Source organism: Pseudomonas sp. HY2-MNA-CIBAN-0224 (assembly GCF_040310285.1).
Taxonomy (GTDB): Bacteria; Pseudomonadota; Gammaproteobacteria; order Pseudomonadales; family Pseudomonadaceae; genus Aquipseudomonas; species Aquipseudomonas helleri.
The window spans coordinates 40,131-59,028 of the sequence record NZ_JBEOPQ010000030.1; the positions used below are offsets into that span (position 1 = coordinate 40,131).

An 18,898-nucleotide genomic window follows, 5' to 3' on the forward strand; every position below is an offset into this window, starting at 1 on the left:
ATGTCCCCCGACGACATCCAACGTATTTGCCAAAACCCCGATTTCATTCAGTTGGTACGCCGCAAGCAAAACCTCTATTGGTCACTGTCTTTGATCATGCTGGTGATCTATTTCGGCTTTGTGCTGCTGGTGGCGTTCTCCCCGGCAACCCTGGGCCGGCCCCTGAGTGACGGCGTGACCTCGGTGGGCATGCTGGTCGGTGTACTGGTGGTGTTGTCGGCCTTCGCCCTGACCGGCTTTTACGTGTACCGGGCCAACCGGGTCATTGACCCGCTCAACGATAAACTCAAACAGGAGTGCGCACTGTGAGCCGCCTGAATGTTGGGTTTGTTTTGCCTTTGGTGATGGTCGCGGACCTGGCGCTTGCCGCCGAGGAAACATCACGGCCATTGAACTGGAACGCAATCGGCATGTTCATGGTGTTTGTGCTGTTTACCCTCGGTGTCACGCGCTGGGCCGCCCTGCGCACACGCTCGGCCAGTGACTTCTATACCGCTGGCGGTGGCATGAGCGGTTTCCAGAACGGCCTGGCGATTGCCGGTGACATGATCTCGGCGGCGTCGTTTCTGGGCATCTCAGCGATGATGTTTCTCAACGGCTATGACGGGCTTTTGTACGCGCTGGGCGTATTGGCCGGCTGGCCGATCATCCTGTTCCTGATTGCCGAGCGCCTGCGCAACCTGGGCAAATACACGTTTGCCGACGTGGTCTCGTATCGCCTTGAACAAACGCCGGTACGCCTGACTTCGGCGTTCGGCACCCTGACCGTGGCATTGATGTACCTGGTGGCGCAGATGGTCGGGGCGGGCAAACTCATTGAGCTGCTGTTTGGCATCGACTACCTCTACGCGGTGATCCTGGTTGGCGTGCTGATGGTGTTCTACGTGACCTTTGGCGGCATGCTGGCCACCACGTGGGTACAGATCATCAAGGCCGTGATGCTGCTGTTCGGCACTAGTTTCATGGCCTTTATGGTGCTCAAGCACTTTGGTTTCAGCACCGAAGCGATGTTCGCCCAGGCGAGTGCAGTCCATGCCAAGGGCACCGCGATCATGGCGCCGGGCGGCTTGCTGGCCAACCCTGTCGAGGCCATTTCCCTGGGCCTTGGCTTGATTTTCGGCACCGCTGGCCTGCCGCACATTCTTATGCGTTTTTTCACCGTCAGCGATGCCAAGGAAGCCCGCAAGAGCGTCTTCTACGCCACCGGCTTTATCGGCTACTTCTACCTGTTGCTGATCATCGTCGGCTTTGGCGCCATCGTCATGGTCGGCACGGCCCCGGAGTTCCGTGACGCCAGCGGCGCAATCATCGGCGGCAGCAACATGATCGCCGTGCACCTGGCGCAGGCGGTGGGTGGCAATCTGTTTCTGGGGTTCATTTCGGCGGTGGCCTTCGCCACGATTCTGGCGGTGGTGGCCGGACTCGCACTGTCGGGGGCCTCAGCGGTGTCCCATGACGTGTATGCCTGCGTCATCCGCAAGGGCCAGGTCAGCGAACAACAGGAAATTCGCGTGTCGCGCATCGCCACCCTGTGCATTGGCGTGCTGGCGATCATCCTCGGCCTGTTGTTTGAATCTCAGAACATTGCCTTCCTTTCCGGCCTGGTGCTGGCAATTGCCGCTTCGGTGAATTTCCCGGTGCTGTTCCTTTCCATGTACTGGAAGGGTTTGACCACCCGCGGCGCCGTACTCGGCAGCCTGTCGGGGCTGGTTTCGGCGATTGTGCTGCTGGTGCTCAGCCCGGCGGTGTGGGTCAACGTGTTGCAGCACGACAAGGCGCTGTTCCCGTATTCCAGCCCCGCGTTGTTTTCCATGAGCCTGGCGTTTTTCAGCGCGTGGTTCTTTTCCGTGACCGACCGTTCGCCCCGCGCAGTCCTTGAGCGCGGCCGTTACCTGGCGCAGTTCATTCGTTCCATGACCGGCATAGGCGCTGCGAGCGCCAGCAAACACTAATCCCATCTTTTTAACCCGGAGGAACCGTGATGCCTCACGCCCCTACCCTGCAAAGCTTTATCGCTGGCCGCTGGATCGGCCAACACGGCGCTCAAGTGCTGCGCAGTGCCATCGACGGCCACGAACTGGCGCGCACCCACGAGGAGCGCCTGGACTTTGCCGAAGCCATCGAGCACGGTCGCCATCAAGGCATCAGCGCCCTGCAGGCTCTCGATTTTCAACAGCGCGCCCAGCGTCTCAAGGCATTGGCGCTGTACCTGAGCGAGCGCAAAGAACAGCTCTACGCGCTGTCCCACCACAGTGGCGCGACCCGAGCCGACAGCTGGATTGATATTGAAGGCGGCAACAGCACGCTGTTCACCTATGCCAGCCTCGGCTCGCGCGAACTGCCTTCGGGCAACATCGTGCACGAGGGCCCGGCGATGCCACTGAGCAAGCTGGGCACGTTCGCGGGCACGCACATTCTGGTGCCCCGTGGCGGCCTGGTGGTGCACATCAACGCCTTCAACTTCCCGATCTGGGGCATGTTGGAAAAATTTGCCCCCAGCTTTCTGGCGGGCATGCCGTGCATCGTCAAGCCGGCCAGCGCCACCAGCTACCTGACCGAGGCCGTGGTACGTCTGATGGACGAATCGGGCTTGCTGCCTGCGGGCAGCCTGCAACTGATCATTGGCAGCACCGGTGACTTGCTCGACCGCCTGCAAGGCCAGGATGTGGTGACCTTTACCGGCTCTGCCGACACCGCCGCCAAGCTGCGGGTCAACCCCAACCTTATCCGCCACTCGGTGCCGTTCAACGCCGAAGCAGACTCGCTGAACTGCGCAATTTTGGCCCCGGACGTGAGCCCGGACGATGAAGAGTTCGAGCTGTTCATCAAAGAAGTAGCCCGCGAGATGACCACCAAGGCCGGACAAAAATGCACCGCCATCCGCCGCGCCATCGTCCCGGCCAAGCACATCGATGCGGTAGCCAGCCGCTTGCGCGACCGATTGCGTAAAGTCGTGGTCGGCGACCCGTCGGTCGAAGGCGTACGCATGGGTGCACTGGCTTCCCATGATCAACACAAAGACGTCAGCGAACGCCTTGAAAGCCTGCTGCAAAGCAGCGACCTGCTGTTCGGTGCCCGCGACGGTTTTGAGCCACGCGGTACAAACGTCAGCCAGGGTGCGTTCTTTGCTCCAACCCTGCTGCAAGCCCGTGACCCGCATGCTGAAGGCGGCGCCCATGACATCGAAGCGTTCGGCCCGGTCAGCACCTTGATGGCTTACGACGATCTCGACGAAGCACTGGCACTGGCCGCACGCGGCAAAGGCAGCCTGGTGGCCAGTTTGATCACCAAAGACCCGTACATTGCGGCCAAGGCCATCCCGGTGGCGGCAGCCTGGCACGGCCGTTTACTGGTGCTTGATCGTGAATCGGCGGCAGAGTCCACCGGCCACGGCTCGCCCCTGCCGCAACTCAAGCACGGCGGCCCGGGCCGCGCAGGGGGCGGCGAAGAACTGGGCGGTTTACGCGCGGTAAAACACTACCTGCAACGCGCCGCCGTGCAGGGCTCGCCGAGCATGCTGGCAGCGGTCACCAGGGAATACGTACGCGGCGCCAAGGTCATCGAAACCGACGTGCACCCGTTCCGCCGGTACTTCCAGGACCTGCAGATCGGCGAGTCACTCTTGACCCACCGGCGCACCGTCACCGAAGCTGACCTGGTGAACTTCGGTTGCCTGTCGGGTGATCACTTCTACATGCACTTTGACGACATCGCCGCCAAAGAATCGCAGTTTGGCAAACGCATTGCCCACGGCTACTTTGTGCTGTCGGCAGCGGCTGGCCTGTTCGTCTCCCCGGCACCCGGCCCGGTACTGGCCAACTACGGGCTGGACACCCTGCGGTTTATCAACCCGGTGGGAATAGGCGACACCATTCAGGCGCGCCTGACCTGCAAGCGCAAAATTGACCAGGGCAAGAAGAGCCCCCAAGGCATCCCGCAAGGGGTGGTGGCGTGGGATGTTGAAGTGACCAATCAACTGGGCGAGCTGGTCGCCAGCTACGATATTTTGACCTTGGTGGTTAAGCGCGAAGCTTAAGCACCTTCCACCTGAAGCGATCGAGAACCATACTGCAAGCGCCCCAAAGGACTGAGCTGAGTTTTTTGGGGCGCTTTTTGTTCTGAGCTTAAAAGGCCAAACCTACACGCACTTCAACAGGAATGATTCACATGACACACCCCATCTTCCGCCAGGCAGTACCCGCTGATGCGGATCGCTGCTTCGAAATCGAAACCCAGGCCTACGAAGGCGACGAAGCCGCCACCCACGCAAAAATTGCTACGCGTATCGGTCAGTATCCTGAAGGCTTTCTGGTACTGGAACTGGAGGGCGAAATCGCCGGGTTCATTAACAGTGGTTGCGCCCATGAAGTGGTCATGTCTGACGAGTCTTTCAAAGAGCTGATAGGCCACGACCCAGACGCTGCCAATGTCGTGATCATGTCGGTGGTGCTGGATCCGGCCCATCAAGGCAAGGGCCATGCGGGCAAGCTGATGCGCCAATTTGTCGAACATATGCGCGGCATGGGCAAATCCACCATTCACCTGATGTGCAAAGAACAGCACATCGAGCTCTACAAACACTTTGGCTATGTCTACGTGCAGCCTTCACCCTCCGAGCATGGCGGGATGGCGTGGCACGAGATGGTGATGGTCTTGTAGGAGCGAGCTTGCCTCGCGATCTTTTGATCTTGAGCTGTTCGCAAGTTTTAACCTCGCTGTCATACAAATCACCATGACTTGACCGTAACGTGTCGTCGACATTGTCACGGCCTGCTTCCCCTCCCCATGCTGAAAACCACTCATAAATCCAAAAAACTGACACACATGTCAGTTTTTTTCAGTTTGAGCCAGCAACTCACCTACATCCTGCGCCCCAAAACAAAACCCTTGAAATCACGTTAAAACCCATAAAAAACCGCGAATTACACAGCAGCTTTACAGAAACAACACACACCCAGAGCTTTCGTAACAAAATAATATTGCTGAAATCAAAATGAAACACCGCTCCCCTACTCTCCAACCTGTCACTTGAGACAGGTTCGACAGCTACTGTGCCCTGGCTAACCACAAGTGAGAATCTGAATGGGCGATCAGCTGTGTGATCCCCTCTGTGGACTGGAGTACACGTGATGCGAAGCTGGGAAGAACCGAAGAAAAAACGCCTGCATATCGAGATCATTCCGATGATCGACGTGATGATGTTTCTGCTGGTGTTTTTCGTATTGATCAGTCTCAACGTGATCCCTGCGCTGGGGATCAAGACTCAGTTGCCAGGCGCTGCACACGCGCAACAACTCAAGCCGCAAAACAAGGCTGTGATTACCCTGGGCCTGGACGACCGCCTGCAACTGGACGGCAAGGACCTGGACCAGACCGAACTGGTGGTACAGCTCAAGGCCATGGAAAACCCTGAGCAGAAGATGGTGATCATCCTCAACAGCGATGAGGGTGTTGAAGTAGCGCGTTTAGTGAGCGTGATGGACGTGCTCAAAAGCAGCGGTTTCTCCTCCGTTTCCATCGCGACCCGGAAGCTCTAAGTCATGTCGGTTCTTTTCAAATCCCGCAAAGCAATCGCCTGTCTTCCAGCGATTTGCCTGCTGGCGGTGGCCATTCATAGCGCCACACACACAACCTTGAAGATCACGCCGAAGTACGACGATACAACCGTCGAAATCGCCTTGATCGATCCTGAGGAATTGCTCCCGCCGCCACCTGAACCCGAGCCTGAGCCAGTGGTTGAACAACCGCCACCGCCGCCGGAAATCGAAGAGGCCGAAGCGCAAATCGAAGAGCCGCCACCACCGCCACCCAAGCCCAAGCCGCCGGCACCAAAACCGCCGCCGCCCAAGCCCAAGCCGCAAGTGGTCAAGGCCGCACCGACACCGCCCAAGCCACAACCTGTGGTGCAGGCACCGGCCCCCGCTCCGGCAGCAGCACCGCCAGCGGCAGCCCCGGTGACCAGACCTGTTGCCCAGGTGCCACACACCAACCCGGCAGACCAGGAGAGCCGCTACACCGCTCGCCTGCTGGCCGAGTTAGAGAGATACAAGCAATACCCGCGAGGTCGCGAAGCTTCATTACAACGCCCGGAAGGCAATGTGGTGGTGTGGTTGCTGATTGATCGAAGCGGCAAGGTGCTCGATTCGGGCATTGAAAAGAAGGCGGCAAACATGTTGCTCAATCGGGCAGCACAAACAAGTTTGAAACGCCTCGACCAAGTTGTGCCTTTTCCCGACAACACTTTTTCGGGCAAGGATAAATACCGCTTTAGCGCCACGCTTGTATACAACATTGAGCAATAACTAAAACCACTTCTGCTCCACTCATGATGTTCAAGAGGAAAGCGTTTTGAAACTCAATACTTTATTTGCAACGTTGCTGGCCGTTGGGGTTGGCGGCTGGACTTTGTCTGCGCTCGCGCAAGATTCAGTTGATATAGGTGACGTTAAAGTAACCGGCCAAAGTCTGGGCAATGGCCATATGGTTCAGGAAGACTCGGCCAAGGCGCGCTCAACGGTAACCAAAGAGGCGATGGACGAAATGGCACCCACTGCCAACGCCCTCGACAAACTCAAGTACACGCCCGGCATCAACGTGTCCAGCACCGACGCCTCGGGCCTCAGCGGCACCAGCTTCACCATGCGCGGCATGAACTCCGACCAGGTCGGCGTCTCGGCTGACGGCATCCCGATCAACGACTCGGGTGACTACTCGATCTATCCAAACTTGCTCGGCGACCCTGAGAACTTCAGTGAAATATTCGCCACTCAAGGTTCTTCGGAAATTGACGGCCCGCATATTGGTTCCAGTGGTGGCAACATCGGCCTGGTGACCCTGCGCCCGACGAAAGACTTTGGTGTTTTCGTTAAACAAGCAGTGGGTTCCAACAGCCTCGACAAATCGTTTGTACGTATTAACACCGGCGATATTAACGGTTTTAAAACCTATATATCGGCTTCGCACACCGAAGGTGATAAGTGGCGCGGTAAAGGTGTTGTACGCGCAGACAAAGTTGAATGGAACACCTTGTTTGAAGACGGCAATGGCAACTCGACCAACGCCATCATTAAATACAACCGCCAGGACAACTATAACTACAACACGCTGAGCAAGGCGCAGTTCGAGAAGTCGGGTCGCAGCCTTGATTACGCAGAAAACCCGATCTACAACAGCAGCGGCAAGTTGACCTCGTATTACAAGATCAACCGCAACCCGTTTGAAAACCTGTCCGCCACACTGACCCAGCGCTTCCAGCTGCGCGACGACCTGTCACTGTCCATCGCGCCTTACTACATGTGGGCCAACGGCGGCAGCTTCAGCGGCCAGACCGCCTCCGCCCTGTCGTCCACCAGCAGCAAAGCCGGCAACTACGACCTCAAGGGCCTGCCGTACGACACCTACTACCGCCCTTCCTGGACCGAAACCTGGCGTACAGGTATCTACAACAAGCTGAAATGGGACATGAACGAGTCCCACAGCATCGACCTGGGCTACTGGTACGAGCGCGCTCGTCAGCGCCAGACCCAGCCATTTATCAGCATCGATGCCAACGGCGCGCCAAGCGACATCTGGGGCGATTACAACTCCGGCAACCAGGTTAAAGACAACAATGGCGTGACCGTACAGGGCCGCCATCAGTACACCGTTACCCCGGCGCAGAAACTCTCGCTGCAAGACACCTGGATCGTGACACCCGACCTGACCCTGGTCGGTGGCCTTGCTTACCAGTACGTCGAGCGTGACGGTAACAACCTCGGCGACCTGTACAACAAGCCTGAAAAGCGTGACGCCAAGTACCACCAGTTCCTGCCGAACTTCAGCGCCCGCTACCAGATCAACGAGCAGAACCAGGCGTTCTACAACATCACCCGCAACATGCGTACACCGCCTAACTACGTGCTGTACAACGTCGGCGACTCGATCAGCACCAAGCCTGAGCTGAGCTGGAACCAGGAACTGGGCTGGCGCTTCACCAAGGACGACATGGCGTTGAGCGCAACGCTGTTCCACATTTCGTACCGCGACCGTCAGTTGTCGACCACCAACTCGGATGGCGACTACGAGATGCTCAACGTCGGCAGTGTGGTCAACAAAGGTCTGGAACTGGAGTGGAGCGGCCTGCTGCCGTACAACTTCAACTACTACACCTCGTACACCTACACCGATTCCGAGCAGAAAGACGACATCTCGATCCGCAACAAAAACCTGCCGACCGCGGGCAAGCAACTGGCTAACGTGCCGAAAAACATGCTTAACGCCAGCATCGGTTGGGACAACAAACGCTACTACGCCAACATCGCCGGCAAGTACGTCGGCAGCTACTACGGCGACTTGACCAACGACCAGGAAATCGCTGGGCGTACCACCGTTGACCTGAGCGCCGGTGTGCGCCTGCCGATCGACAAAAAGATCTTCAAGTCTGCCGCCATTCGCGTCTCGATGCTCAACGTCTTCGACAAGGAATACCTGTCGTCGGCACGCACCGTGGTGCTCAACGCCGCGCCGGTTAACGGTCTGAACGCTGCAACGCCGTACTACAACGTCGGTGAAGAACGTACTGCCATGGTTTCGTTTGAAGCCAACTTCTAACCCTTGATTTGACCTGTAACCAGGTCCGGCTAAACAGCGGGCCTGGGCTGTACCCACCCATAGGAAGAACCTGATGAACATGAATCTGCTGCACGATCTCACTTTCTACGTCATGTACGGCGCTGCTGCGCTGGCCGCCTTTGTCGTCGTTGAACGTTGCATCTTTTTCAGCTACTCCCTGCGCAAGGCCCGCCAACTGGTCCCGGCCATCAGCGGCAAAGTGCGCAGTGTCGATGACCTGCCAGCAGCCTTGACCCAACGTGACAGCCTGCCGCTGCAACTGCTTTCGCAGATTTACGACGGCCGTCGTCAACTGCACTCGCACCAGGAACTCGAAGACCTCGGCCAGGCCATTTACATCTCCATGCGCGGCAAGCTGTCCCACAGCCTGTGGATCCTCGAAGCCGTCGTCGCCGGCGCACCGCTGCTGGGTTTGCTCGGCACCATCATGGGCATCATCGACACCTTCAAGGCCCTGGCCGAAGCCGGTGTTTCCGACCCGGGTGAAGTGTCCCGCGGTATCGGTACGGCGCTGTACGCCACCGCGCTGGGTATCGCCATTGCACTGGTGGGCATGGTCTTCAACAGCCATTTGCAAGACCGCCTGGAACTGATCAACGACAACCTGAAAATGCTTCTGCTGCGCGCAGGCCTGGGCACTCAATACGTCGCCTCCCCTACGCCTGCCGCCTCGCTGGCCGGCCAGCCACGTACCGCCTGAGCCAAGCCAAGGAGCCCCCATGTCGAATGTATTCTCGCGCCTGTGCCAGGCCAGCCTGATTCTACCGCTGGCCCTGGCAATAGCCGCCTGTAACCCGCCCGGCAAAACGGTCGAGGTCAACATTGCTGCCATCAACGACTTCCACGGCAACCTCGCACCCAACCCGTTCACCTACGCCGATGCCTCGGCGCCGGGTGGCAAGGTGACGATGCAGGCGGGCGGTATCAACGCCCTCAGCGGTGTGGTCAGCGAATTGCGCAAAAAAGACCCGCAAACGCTGTTGGTCGGCGCCGGGGACATGATTGGGGCCAGTCCGCCGATGTCTGCCATGTGGGCCGACGAGCCGACGTTGACGGCTCTCGGCACCCTGGGGCTGAAATTCAGCGTGATCGGCAACCATGAACTGGATCAGGGCACGATCGAGTTGCAACGCCAGATCAACGGCGGCTGCGACTCACCGCGCCCGGAAAAGGCCTGTCTGTACAGCAAGGATTACAAAGGCACGCGCTTCCCCTATGTGGCAGCCAACCTGATGGACGCACAAACCGGCAAGACGCTCTTTCCGGCTTACCAGATTGAAGAAGCCAACGGCGCGAAAATCGCGTTCGTCGGTGCCGTGCTGCGCAATGTGTCGACCTATGTCAGCACCCAAAGCATGAACGGTCTGTACACCATCGATGAAGCCGAAGCGGCCAACGCGCTGCTGCCAGAACTGCACAAGCAAGGCGTGGATGCGGTGATCATGGTGATTCACCAGGGCGGCGAAACCGCCGAATCCTTCGACAAGACCGATTGCAGCCAGCTCAAAGGCGACATTCTCGACGTGACCAACCGTCTGGCCCCGGAAATCAAAGTGGTGATCACTGCGCACACCCACCAGGGCTACATGTGCCGCCTGGGCGACAAACTCATCACCCAGGCCAGCTCGTACGGGCGTCTGGTCACGCACTTGAACCTGAAGATCGACACCAGCAAGCACCAGTTGCTGGATGCCAAGGCCGAAAACATTGTGGTCGACCCCAAACGCTACCAGCCGATGCCAGAAATCGCTGCGCAGCAGGCCGAAGTCGAAGCCCGCAGCCATGAGCAACTGAACAAGCCCATCGCGCGCATGGCCGCGACAGAAGTCAAACGTACCCTCAACGCCGCAGGCGAGTCCGCCATGGGCGACCTGGTGTCCGATGCGCAATTGCATGCCACTCGTTCGCTGGGTGCGCAAGTGGCGTTCATCAATCTCGGCGGGATCCGTACCGACCTGATTCTCGACCCGGGCCAGGACCAACTCAGCTACAGCCAGGTGGCCTCGGTCCAGCCCTTCAACAACACCCTGAACATCCTCACCCTGACCGGCGCGCAACTAAAACAACTGCTGGAACAACAGTGGCAAAACAACGGTTTCGGCTTTTACCCGTTGCAACCGTCGTCTTCGCTGACCTACAGCTGGGATGCCAGCAGACCTCAAGGTGACCGGGTACTGGCCAACAGCATGAAAATTGACGGTGTGCCGGTGATTGCCGACTACCCGTACCAAGTCACGGTCAACTCGTTTATGGCCGGCGGCGGCGATAACTTTACGGTCTTCAAGGACGCCAGCGAACGTCTGGACACCGGCCTCAATGACCTCAATGCGTTGATCGACTACCTGCAAGTCAACGACCGCGCCGGTAACCCGGCGGGCGAACACACTCCCGCGCAGCGCATTCACAAGGTCGACGATGCATTGGCCAAGAGTGCCCAACGATGAGCCGCACTGCCCAAGCGCAAGCACTTTACGAGCGCCTGCTGCCCGAGGCCATTGCGGCCTCGCAAGCCGCCTGGTGCCCGCACTCGGACTTCCCTGTCGGGGCCGCGTTGCTGACCGCGGATGATCAGATCATCCGCGGCTGCAACGTCGAAAACGTCTCGTACGGGCTGACCAACTGCGCTGAACGTAGCGCACTGTTCAGCGCCATCGCCCAGGGGCATGCCCCCGGCAGCTTCAAGGCGATGCTGGTGTATGCCCCCAAAGTGGCGCTGATTTCCCCCTGCGGCGCCTGCCGTCAGGTCATGCACGAACTCATGCTTGCTCACTGCCCGGTGTTTTGCGTCGGGCATCAAGAATCGGCCAGCCGCGACTGGACCATCGAGCAACTGTTACCCGGCGCTTTCCGTTTTTAACGACCCACTGCCCTGCCCGCCGCAGCACCCAACAGAGGTGCAGGCGATTTTGATGCTTTACACATGGGAATGCAGTCATGAGCTTCATTGGTGTAGGTGTATTGATCCTTCTGGCGGTCTTGCTCTCCAGCAACCGCCGGGCGATCAAGTTACAAACAGTGGGCGGAGCCTTTTTACTGCAAGCAGGCGTCGGTGCATTCGCGCTGTACGTGCCATGGGGGCAGACCACCCTGGCGGCCATTTCCAACACCGTTTCGTCGCTGCAGGACTATGCCAACGAAGGGATCAGCTTTCTCTTCGGGCCGCTGGCCAGCGAGAAGATGTTCGAGGTGTTCGGCCATCAGGGGTTTGTATTTGCGATCAAGGTGTTGCCGCTGATTGTGTTCTTCAGCAGCTTCATTGCCATTCTTTATTACCTGGGCGTGATGAACGTGATCATCCGGGTGATCGGTGGCGCATTGCACCGCCTCTTGGGCACCAGCCGCACCGAGTCGATGTCGGCCACCGCCAACATCTTTGTCGGCCAGTCCGAAGCGCCGATGGTGGTGCGCCCGTTTCTGGCCAGCATGACCCGCAGCGAACTGTTCGCGGTGATGGCGGGCGGCCTGGCCTCGGTGGCCGGTTCTGTGTTGATCGGCTACGCCAGCCTCGGCATCGAGCTTAAATACCTGATCGCTGCCAGCTTTATGGCCGCCCCCGGCGGGCTGCTGATGGCCAAGCTGATGGAGCCTGAAACCCACCTGCCCCATGACGACCCGAGCTGCGTTGAGGTCTACCCCGAGGACAAACCGGCCAACGTCATCGACGCTGCGGCACTGGGCGTCAGCAACGGCCTGCACCTGGCACTCAACGTCGGCGCCATGCTGCTGGCCTTTATCGCCCTGATCGCCATGTTCAACGGCATTCTCGGCTGGTGCGGCGCCTGGTTCGGCCTGCCGCACCTGAGCATGCAACTGATCCTCGGCCACCTGTTTGCGCCGCTGGCCTTCCTGATTGGCGTGCCGTGGAGCGAAGCCACGGTTGCTGGCGGATTTATCGGTGAAAAACTAGTGCTCAACGAATTTGTTGCTTACGTCGACTTCGCGGCTTACATCGATCCGGTGCAAGCGGCAAGCAAAGGCGTCAGCGTGTTGTCGGCCCACACCCAAGTCATCGTGACCTTTGCCCTGTGCGGTTTTGCCAACCTCTCATCGATCGGCATCATCCTCGGCGGCCTGGGGGTCATGGCCCCCTCCCGGCGCAAGGACCTCGCTCGCATGGGCCTGCGCGCCGTCACCGCCGGGACATTGTCTAACCTTATGAGTGCAGCACTGGCCGGCGTGTTTATTTCACTGTGAAACGCACCTTATTACCCCAACAGGCGCCCGCCACTGACCGGGCGCCCTTGAAAGATCGAAGAACCGACATGAATGACACCGAACACCAACTGGCACGTCGAGTCATCGCCCTGCTGGACCTTACCTCACTCAACGCCGACGACACCGACGCCAGCATTCAGGCGCTATGCCGCAAGGCCCTGACCCCGATCGGGCCTGTCGCCGCAGTGTGTGTCTACCCGCAGTTTGTCCGTTTGGCGCGCAGCACCCTGAATGCCCTGGGTGGCCACTCGATCCAGGTAGCCACCGTGTGCAACTTCCCCACAGGCGATGCGCCGCTGGCCGAGGTGCTCGAGCAAATTCGCCAGGCACTGGCAGACGGGGCCAACGAAATCGACGTGGTTTACCCCTACCGCGCCCTGATTGGCGGCGACGAACAACGTGGGCGCGAACTGGTCGCCGCCTGCAAAGCGCTGTGCGAAGGCCGCGCGCTGCTCAAAGTGATCCTCGAAACCGGCGAACTCAACGCCTTGCTGATCCGCCGGGCGAGCATCGATGCCATCCAAGCCGGCGCCGACTTTATCAAGACCAGCACCGGCAAAGTGAAGGTCAACGCCACCCCTGAAGCAGCTGAATTGATGCTGCATGTGATCGCCAAAACCAATTCGAACGTCGGCTTCAAGCCCGCAGGCGGCATGCGCATGCTGGGCGACGCAGCGGTGTACCTGTGGCTGGCCGAACACACGCTTGGCAAAGCCTGGATCTCGCCACGCCACTTGCGCTTTGGCGCGTCCAGCCTGCTCGACAACACGCTTGAACTCATCGGCCTGAGTGCCAACACCCCAGCGCAAGGAGCGTACTGATGAACTGGTTGCCACAAGAAGTCATTCGCCGCAAAAGCGCAGGCCTGCCCCTCAGCGACAGCGATATCCAGCGCTTTGTTCGCGGCATCACCGACAACAGCATTGGCGAAGGCCAGATCGCCGCCTTCGCCATGGCCGTGATGCTCAAGGGCATGACAGTGCAGGAACGCGTCGCCCTGGCGCTGGCCATGCGCGACTCAGGGCAAGTCATGAGCTGGAACCTGCCGGGCCCTGTGGTCGACAAACACTCCACCGGCGGGGTCGGTGACATGGTCAGCCTGCCGCTGGCACCACTGCTGGCCGCCTGCGGCTGTTACGTGCCGATGATCTCAGGGCGCGGCTTGGGCCACACCGGCGGCACCCTCGACAAACTCGACAGCATCCCCGGCTACAACAGCCTGCCTTCCCCCGAGCGCTTGCAGGCCATCGTCGCTGACGTCGGCTGCGCAATCATTGGCCAGACCGGTGATCTGGCCCCGGCCGACAAGCGCCTGTACTCGATTCGCGACGTGACCGCGACCGTCGAATCCATCGACCTGATCACCGCCTCGATCCTCAGCAAAAAGCTCGCGGCGGGCCTCGATGTGCTGCTGATCGACGTCAAAGTGGGGAACGGCGCGTTTATGTCCACCGCCGACAACGCCGTAGCCCTGGCCGACTCGCTGGTGTCCGGAGCCAACGGCGCCGGGGTCAAGACCCGCGCCCTGATCACCGACATGAACCAGCCGCTGGCGCGCTCGGCGGGCAACGCGCTGGAGGTCGAAGAAGCGATTGCCCTGTTGCGCGGTGAAGTGCGCAGCGAGCGCCTGTGGGAAGTAACCCTGGCGCTGGCCACCCAAGTGCTGCTCTGTGCAGGCCTGGCCAGCAGCGCCGAACAGGCCCGTGAGCACTTGCTCGACGCCTGGCGCAGCGGTGAAGCCCTGCGCCGCTTCTCACGTATGGTCGAAGCACTCGGCGGCCCGGCCGACCTGGTCGAGCACCCGCAGGCCTACCTGGCCTCAGCCGAGGTAGTGATCCCGGTTTGCGCCCCGGTGTCGGGCGTGGTCAACAGCATTGATACCCGGGCCATCGGCATTTGCGTGGTGTCTTTGGGAGGCGGCCGCCTGCACCCGCAAGACCGCATCGACCCGAGCGTGGGCCTCAGCCAGTTGAAGCTCCCCGGCGAACACGTTGAGGCCGGTCAACCGTTGGCCATGGTGCATGCCAGCAACCCGTTCAAGGCCGAACAAGCTGCCAAGGCCGTGCTTGCGGCCTATACCATCACCGAGCACACCGACAGCGCCTCGCCGTTGATCGTGCAATTGTTGATGGAGGCTTCATGAGCCGGGCACTGCTGCTGGTGCTCGACTCTTTCGGCATTGGCGCCAGCGCCGATGCCGACGCCTTTGGTGACAGCGGGACCAACACCTTGTTGCATATCGCCCAGGCCTGCGCCCGTGGCGAAGCCGACACCCCACAACGCCAAGGGCCGCTGCACTTGCCCAACCTGGCCCGCCTCGGGCTGGGGCATGCCGCGGCATTAAGCGCCGGGGTGTTCCCGCCCGGCCTGCCAGCCGATAGTCCGGTTGATGGCGCCTACGGCTACGCCCGTGAGCTGTCCAGCGGCAAAGACACACCGTCCGGGCACTGGGAAATGGCCGGTGTCCCGGTGCTGTTTGAGTGGGGTTACTTTACCGAACAGCAAAACAGCTTCCCGCCCGAACTGCTGGCGGCTTTGATCGCACGGGGCAACCTGCCGGGCATTCTCGGCAACTGCCACGCCTCCGGCACAACCATTCTTGAGCAACTGGGCGACGAGCATCGGCGCAGCGGCAAGCCGATTCTCTACACCTCGGCCGACAGCGTGTTGCAAATCGCCGCCCACGAGGACGACTTTGGTCTTGAGCGGTTGCTGGCCCTGTGCGAAATCGCCCGTGAATTGTGCGATGCGTACACCATCGGCCGGGTCATCGCCCGACCCTTTAAAGGTGATAGCCCGAGCACCTACGTGCGCACGGGCAACCGCCATGACTACACCGTGCCGCCGCCCGCCCCGACCGTACTTGACCGCTTGTGCGAGGCCGGTGGCCAGGTATTTGCCGTGGGCAAGATCGGCGATATTTTTGCCCACCGTGGTATCAGCCGTTTGTACAAGGCCGACGGTAACGATGCGCTGTTCGACGCCACCCTCAGCGCGCTGGCCGATGCCCCGGACCGCACGTTGATTTTCAGCAACTTTGTCGACTTCGACATGCTTTACGGCCATCGCCGTGACATCCCCGGCTATGCCGCAGCGCTGGAGGCCTTCGACCGGCGCCTGCCCGAGTTGCTCGCGCAGATGCGCCCTGACGATCTGCTGCTACTTGGCGCCGACCATGGCTGCGACCCCAGCTTTGCCGGCAGCGATCACACCCGCGAACACATTCCCGTGTTGGCCTGGGGCGCAGGCATCACGCCTGTCAGCCTCGGCGAACGCGACAGTTTTGCCGATTTTGGCCAGACCCTGGCTGATTTCTTCAGGCTACCGCCATGCTCCCATGGGCGGTCTTTTCTTCACGAAACACCGGCGCGAGGCAACTGATCATGGCCACTGTGCACATCAACGCCGAACCTGGTGCCTTTGCAGACACCGTGCTGATGCCCGGCGACCCGCTGCGCGCCAAGATGCTCGCTGACACCTACCTGACCGACGTAGTGCAGGTTAACGGCGTGCGCAACATGCTGGCTTACACCGGCCGCTTTAACGGCCAGCGAATCTCGGTGATGGGCTCCGGCATGGGCATCCCCTCGGTGTCCATCTATGCCCACGAACTGTTCAGCCAGTTTGGCGTGGAGCAGATCATCCGCGTCGGCAGTTGCGGCTCGGTGCAGCCCCACGTACAGCTCAGCGAGCTGGTCATCGCCATGGGCGCCTGCACCGATTCCAGCGTCAACCGCAAACGTCTGGCAGGCCACGACTTTGCCGCCATCTGCGATTACCGCCTGCTTGAACGCGTGGTGCGGCAGGCAGACACGCAAAAACTGCCGGTACACATCGGCAATATTTTTTCCGCCGACCTGTTCTATGAACCAGAGGCCGGGCTGTTTGAACGCATGCAAAAAATGGGCTTGCTGGCCGTAGAGATGGAAGCGGCCGGGCTGTATGGCGTTGCCGCCGAGCTGGGTAAAAAAGCCCTGACCGTCCTCACCGTCAGCGACCACATCCTCACCGGCCATAAGCTCAGCGCCCAACAACGCCAGGACGGCTTCCACGCCATGATGCAGTTGAGCCTGGAGGCGCTGACCACTCCGTAACCCCTGACGCTTAAGACCAACACTTCCCTACTTGCCTGGATCGATCCACCATGAAATTCCTCCGTGCCCCTATCGCCATTGCGCTGAGCGTCCTGTGCCTGAGCGCCTGCACCCCCCATCACAGCGCCGACACAGCGCGGGTGTCGCTGATGACCTATAACGTCGAAAACCTCTTCGATACCGTGCACGACGAGGGCAAGGACGACTACGCCTACCTGCCCCTGAGCGTCAAGCAAGCTCACCCGGAATACCTCGCCACCTGCACCAAAATTGACGTGGCGGCGTGGCGCAAGGAATGTGAAGAAAACGACTGGACCGACGCCCTGCTCAACGAAAAACTCAAACGCCTGAGCGCCGTCATCCAGCAGATCAACCAGGGCCGAGGCCCGGACATCCTGATGCTCGACGAAGTTGAAAACATCAACGTGATTGAGCAGCTCAACAGCCACCTCGGCAAGTCGAACTACCAGACGCGCGTGCTGATCGAAGGTTGGGATGCGCGGGGTATCGATACCGCTGTGCTCAGCCGTTTACCGCAATGGGACAAGGCCCGCCTGCACCGCGTGCCGTACAAAGCCCTGGGCAACGAAGACCAGGAACGCGTGAGCAAAACCCGCGGCATCCTTGAAGTACGCTTATTGCTGCCGGGTGGCCAAAAGGCCGCCGTGTTCGCCGTGCACCTGCCGTCTGGCGGCGCCCCGGGCTACCTGCGCCAGCAAGCCGTGGCGTATCTGGCACAACTCAAAAGCGAACTGCCAAGCGATGTGTTGCCCATTGTCGGCGGTGACTTCAACATCAATGCCGGGGAAGAAAAACAGAACGGCTACATCGCCAAAGACCTGGCCAGCACCTGGGCGGTCTCGCAATTCATTGGCTGCAATGACTGCAAAGGCAGCTACTACTACCACACCAAGCGCGAGTGGTCGTTCTTCGACATGCTGCTATTCCCCAAGCAAATGACCAGGGCGGGCGGCTTCAATGGCTGGCAAGTTGACCCTGCGAGCATCCGGTTGGCCCACAGCAGCCCGTACCAGGTCAATCGCTGGGGCAGTCCGGCACGTTTTGACAGTGCCCGGCATGCCGAAGGCGTTTCTGACCACTGGCCGCTGTACGCAGAAATCTTCCGCCCTGCGCCTTGAAAAAGCGGGCCGGTCGGCCGTCTGTTCAGGCGGCTGACCTGATTTTTGTAAATGATTTGAACTATGCTACGCACGCATAGGCCCGAGCTGCTCCTTCGCCCGAATATGGAATTCGATGACCAATCCTAAAGTTAAAATCCGTCGAAAAAACGTCGAAAAAATCCTTTTAGCTGCGGAGAAAATTTTTGCCGAACAAGGCTATGCCGGGACCAAAATGGCCGACATTGCCCTGCATGCCGAACTGCCACGCTCCAACCTGCATTACTACTTCACCACCAAGGAAGACCTCTACCGCGAGGTGCTGGTCAACCTCCTCGGCACTTGGGATCTGGAAGGCGACTGCTTTGTGCAGTTCGACGACCCGCGCGTGGTACTGACCAGCTACGTGATGAAAAAAATGACCCACTCGCGTTTGCGCCCCCACGGCTCAAAACTCTGGGCCAACGAGATCATGCGCGGTGCGCCCCTGTTTCAGGACATGCTTGAAGAACACATGTCCAAGGGCGCCAAATTCATGGAAGAGAAGATCCGCCAGTGGGTTGAAGAAAAACGCATCAACCCGGTCGAGCCTTCTGCCCTGCTGTACATGATCTGGGCCTCGACCCAGCACTACGCGGACTTCGACTACCAGGTCAACGTGCTCAACGGCCACCAGCCGCTGTCAGACCAACAGTTCGACCAGGCGGTACAAACCATCACCACGGTCATCCTGCGCGGCATCGGGCTGGAGCCGTAGGCTGCCCTTACCCCCTTGTAGGAGCGAGCTTGCCTCGCGATCTTTTGATCTTTGAAAAGATCGCGAGGCAAGCTCGCGCCGACACCATTATTAACCCCCCACCC

The 18,898-nt window shown here is 59.9% G+C and carries 17 protein-coding genes; all 17 read left to right on the forward strand.

Features of this window, described 5'->3' with window-relative positions:
• The 17 genes from AAEZ03_RS15040 (at position 1) to AAEZ03_RS15120 (ending at position 18,794) form a co-directional block, all read left to right on the forward strand.
• Positions 1 to 309 carry a DUF485 domain-containing protein gene (locus tag AAEZ03_RS15040; protein WP_350579641.1) on the forward strand — a complete coding sequence of 103 codons (309 nt, stop codon included), beginning with the start codon at positions 1 to 3 and terminating at the stop codon, positions 307 to 309.
• Positions 306 to 1,952, forward strand: a complete 1,647-nt coding sequence (locus AAEZ03_RS15045) for a cation acetate symporter (RefSeq protein WP_502947928.1) — start codon at positions 306 to 308, stop codon at positions 1,950 to 1,952. Before AAEZ03_RS15040 ends, AAEZ03_RS15045 begins: the two co-directional genes overlap by 4 nt.
• 29 nt (positions 1,953 to 1,981) lie before the next feature.
• Positions 1,982 to 4,036 (forward strand): phenylacetic acid degradation bifunctional protein PaaZ, encoded by a 2,055-nt coding sequence (gene paaZ / locus AAEZ03_RS15050; protein WP_350579643.1) that lies wholly within the window; start codon positions 1,982 to 1,984, stop codon positions 4,034 to 4,036.
• Between the two features lie 131 nt (positions 4,037 to 4,167).
• Positions 4,168 to 4,659, forward strand: a complete 492-nt coding sequence (locus AAEZ03_RS15055; RefSeq protein ID WP_350579645.1) for a GNAT family N-acetyltransferase — start codon at positions 4,168 to 4,170, stop codon at positions 4,657 to 4,659.
• Between the two features lie 470 nt (positions 4,660 to 5,129).
• Entirely contained in the window at positions 5,130 to 5,537 is a 408-nt protein-coding gene (locus tag AAEZ03_RS15060; RefSeq protein ID WP_048372729.1) for an ExbD/TolR family protein, read from the forward strand.
• Between the two features lie 3 nt (positions 5,538 to 5,540).
• Complete coding sequence (locus tag AAEZ03_RS15065) at positions 5,541 to 6,302, forward strand: energy transducer TonB family protein (protein ID WP_123749397.1); 762 nt, start codon at positions 5,541 to 5,543, stop codon at positions 6,300 to 6,302.
• 46 nt (positions 6,303 to 6,348) lie between these two features.
• Positions 6,349 to 8,589, forward strand: a complete 2,241-nt coding sequence (locus AAEZ03_RS15070) for a TonB-dependent receptor family protein (RefSeq protein ID WP_350579647.1) — start codon at positions 6,349 to 6,351, stop codon at positions 8,587 to 8,589.
• 73 nt (positions 8,590 to 8,662) lie between these two features.
• Positions 8,663 to 9,310, forward strand: coding sequence for a MotA/TolQ/ExbB proton channel family protein (locus AAEZ03_RS15075; protein WP_048372726.1), 648 nt, complete (start codon positions 8,663 to 8,665; stop codon positions 9,308 to 9,310).
• Positions 9,311 to 9,329: 19 nt separating this feature from the next.
• Positions 9,330 to 11,054: a bifunctional metallophosphatase/5'-nucleotidase gene (locus AAEZ03_RS15080; protein ID WP_350579650.1), complete on the forward strand. Its 1,725-nt coding sequence runs from the start codon at positions 9,330 to 9,332 to the stop codon at positions 11,052 to 11,054.
• A complete protein-coding gene (locus AAEZ03_RS15085; protein WP_048389435.1) occupies positions 11,051 to 11,467 on the forward strand; it encodes a cytidine deaminase in 417 nt (138 codons plus the stop codon). The genes AAEZ03_RS15080 and AAEZ03_RS15085 overlap by 4 nt, the downstream gene beginning before the upstream one ends.
• 77 nt (positions 11,468 to 11,544) lie before the next feature.
• Positions 11,545 to 12,804, forward strand: coding sequence for a NupC/NupG family nucleoside CNT transporter (locus tag AAEZ03_RS15090; protein WP_350579652.1), 1,260 nt, complete (start codon positions 11,545 to 11,547; stop codon positions 12,802 to 12,804).
• Between the two features lie 68 nt (positions 12,805 to 12,872).
• Complete coding sequence (gene deoC, locus AAEZ03_RS15095) at positions 12,873 to 13,646, forward strand: deoxyribose-phosphate aldolase (protein WP_350579654.1); 774 nt, start codon at positions 12,873 to 12,875, stop codon at positions 13,644 to 13,646.
• Positions 13,646 to 14,968: a thymidine phosphorylase gene (gene deoA / locus AAEZ03_RS15100; protein ID WP_350579656.1), complete on the forward strand. Its 1,323-nt coding sequence runs from the start codon at positions 13,646 to 13,648 to the stop codon at positions 14,966 to 14,968. Before deoC ends, deoA begins: the two co-directional genes overlap by 1 nt.
• Entirely contained in the window at positions 14,965 to 16,206 is a 1,242-nt protein-coding gene (locus AAEZ03_RS15105) for a phosphopentomutase (RefSeq protein ID WP_350579658.1), read from the forward strand. The genes deoA and AAEZ03_RS15105 overlap by 4 nt, the downstream gene beginning before the upstream one ends.
• A 2-nt stretch (positions 16,207 to 16,208) precedes the next feature.
• Positions 16,209 to 16,919: a purine-nucleoside phosphorylase gene (gene deoD / locus AAEZ03_RS15110; RefSeq protein WP_278938696.1), complete on the forward strand. Its 711-nt coding sequence runs from the start codon at positions 16,209 to 16,211 to the stop codon at positions 16,917 to 16,919.
• A gap of 50 nt (positions 16,920 to 16,969) precedes the next feature.
• Positions 16,970 to 18,058 carry an endonuclease/exonuclease/phosphatase family protein gene (locus AAEZ03_RS15115; protein ID WP_153334884.1) on the forward strand — a complete coding sequence of 363 codons (1,089 nt, stop codon included), beginning with the start codon at positions 16,970 to 16,972 and terminating at the stop codon, positions 18,056 to 18,058.
• 115 nt (positions 18,059 to 18,173) lie between these two features.
• A complete protein-coding gene (locus tag AAEZ03_RS15120) occupies positions 18,174 to 18,794 on the forward strand; it encodes a TetR/AcrR family transcriptional regulator (protein WP_048372709.1) in 621 nt (206 codons plus the stop codon).
• The last annotated feature ends 104 nt before the right edge of the window (positions 18,795 to 18,898 follow it).